Here is a 2,500-nt window from a genome sequence, read left to right as displayed (position 1 = left end):
GCTTAACTTCCGTGTTCGGTATGGGAACGGGTGTGACCTCTTTGCCATCATCACTAGACTATTTTCTTTAAAAGACATTATTCATTATATCATACTTTTTCTATTCGTCAAGTACTTTTTTAATAAATTTCATTCTTTCAAAACTGGATAAACGTTTCATTGAATTTGTGCAATAAAATGTGGTTAAGTCCTCGACCGATTAGTATTCGTCAGCTGCATGCGTCACCGCACTTCCACCTCGAACCTATCTACCTGATCGTCTTTCAGGGGTCTTACTTACTTGCGTAATGGGAAATCTCATCTTGAGGGGGGCTTCATGCTTAGATGCTTTCAGCACTTATCCCGTCCATACATAGCTACCCAGCGATGCCTTTGGCAAGACAACTGGTACACCAGCGGTATGTCCATCCCGGTCCTCTCGTACTAAGGACAGCTCCTCTCAAATTTCCTACGCCCACGACGGATAGGGACCGAACTGTCTCACGACGTTCTGAACCCAGCTCGCGTACCGCTTTAATGGGCGAACAGCCCAACCCTTGGGACCGACTACAGCCCCAGGATGCGATGAGCCGACATCGAGGTGCCAAACCTCCCCGTCGATGTGGACTCTTGGGGGAGATAAGCCTGTTATCCCCGGGGTAGCTTTTATCCGTTGAGCGATGGCCCTTCCATGCGGAACCACCGGATCACTAAGCCCGTCTTTCGACCCTGCTCGACTTGTAGGTCTCGCAGTCAAGCTCCCTTATGCCTTTACACTCTACGAATGATTTCCAACCATTCTGAGGGAACCTTTGGGCGCCTCCGTTACTCTTTAGGAGGCGACCGCCCCAGTCAAACTGTCCGCCTGACACTGTCTCCTACCCCGCTAAGGGGCATGGGTTAGAAGTTCAATACAACCAGGGTAGTATCCCACCGACGCCTCCTTCGAAGCTGGCGCTCCGAGATCTCTGGCTCCTACCTATCCTGTACAAGTTGTACCAAAATTCAATATCAGGCTACAGTAAAGCTCCACGGGGTCTTTCCGTCCTGTCGCGGGTAACCTGCATCTTCACAGGTACTATAATTTCACCGAGTCTCTCGTTGAGACAGTGCCCAGATCGTTACGCCTTTCGTGCGGGTCGGAACTTACCCGACAAGGAATTTCGCTACCTTAGGACCGTTATAGTTACGGCCGCCGTTTACTGGGGCTTCAATTCACAGCTTCGCTTGCGCTAACCGCTCCTCTTAACCTTCCAGCACCGGGCAGGCGTCAGCCCCTATACGTCACCTTACGGTTTTGCAGAGACCTGTGTTTTTGCTAAACAGTCGCCTGGGCCTATTCACTGCGGCTTCTCTAGGCTATGCACCCAAAGAAGCACCCCTTCTCCCGAAGTTACGGGGTCATTTTGCCGAGTTCCTTAACGAGAGTTCTCTCGCACACCTTAGGATTCTCTCCTCGACTACCTGTGTCGGTTTGCGGTACGGGCACCTCTCACCTCGATAGAGGCTTTTCTTGGCAGTGTGAAATCAGGAACTTCGCTCATACGAGCTCGTCATCACAGCTCAACGTTATAGTATGCGGATTTGCCTACATACACGCCTTACTGCTTGAACACGCGCAACCAACGGCGTGCTTACCCTATCCTACTGCGTCCCCCCATTTCTCAAACGGTGAGGAGGTGGTACAGGAATATCAACCTGTTGTCCATCGCCTACGCCTATCGGCCTCGGCTTAGGTCCCGACTAACCCTGAGCGGACGAGCCTTCCTCAGGAAACCTTAGTCATACGGTGCATGGGATTCTCACCCATGTTTCGCTACTCATACCGGCATTCTCACTTCTAACCGCTCCACCAGTCCTTCCGGTCTGACTTCAACGCTGTTAGAACGCTCTCCTACCACGCATACTCAAAGTATGCATCCACAGCTTCGGTGAATCGTTTAGCCCCGATACATTTTCGGCGCAGCGTCACTCGACCAGTGAGCTATTACGCACTCTTTAAATGATGGCTGCTTCTAAGCCAACATCCTGGTTGTCTAAGCAACGCCACATCCTTTTCCACTTAACGATTACTTGGGGACCTTAGCTGGTGGTCTGGGCTGTTTCCCTCTTGACTACGGATCTTATCACTCGCAGTCTGACTCCCGTGTATAAATATCCGGCATTCGGAGTTTGTCTGAATTCGGTAAAGCGAGATGCCCCCCTAGTCCAAACAGTGCTCTACCTCCGGTATTCTCAATCACGAGGCTAGCCCTAAAGCTATTTCGGAGAGAACCAGCTATCTCCAGGTTCGATTGGAATTTCTCCGCTACCCACACCTCATCCCCGCACTTTTCAACGTGCGTGGGTTCGGGCCTCCAGTGAGTGTTACCTCACCTTCACCCTGGACATGGGTAGATCACCTGGTTTCGGGTCTACGACCACGTACTAATTCGCCCTATTCAGACTCGCTTTCGCTGCGGCTCCGTCTTCTCAACTTAACCTCGCACGTAATCGTAACTCGCCGGTTCATTCTACAAAA

The 2,500-nt window shown here is 51.2% G+C and carries 2 rRNA genes (both running past the window's edge); both read right to left on the bottom strand.

Going from position 1 to position 2,500, the window contains the following annotated elements:
- A 5S ribosomal RNA gene (gene rrf, locus MHH37_RS00605) occupies positions 1–58 on the bottom strand; it reaches 58 nt to the left of the window's first position.
- 121 nt (positions 59–179) lie between these two features.
- Positions 180–2,500 (bottom strand): 23S ribosomal RNA (locus MHH37_RS00600); it runs 608 nt beyond the window's last position.

It is taken from the genome of Solibacillus sp. FSL K6-1781 (assembly GCF_038630735.1).
Classification (GTDB): Bacteria; Bacillota; Bacilli; order Bacillales_A; family Planococcaceae; genus Solibacillus; species Solibacillus silvestris.
This window is presented reverse-complemented; position numbering and strand designations above follow the sequence as displayed.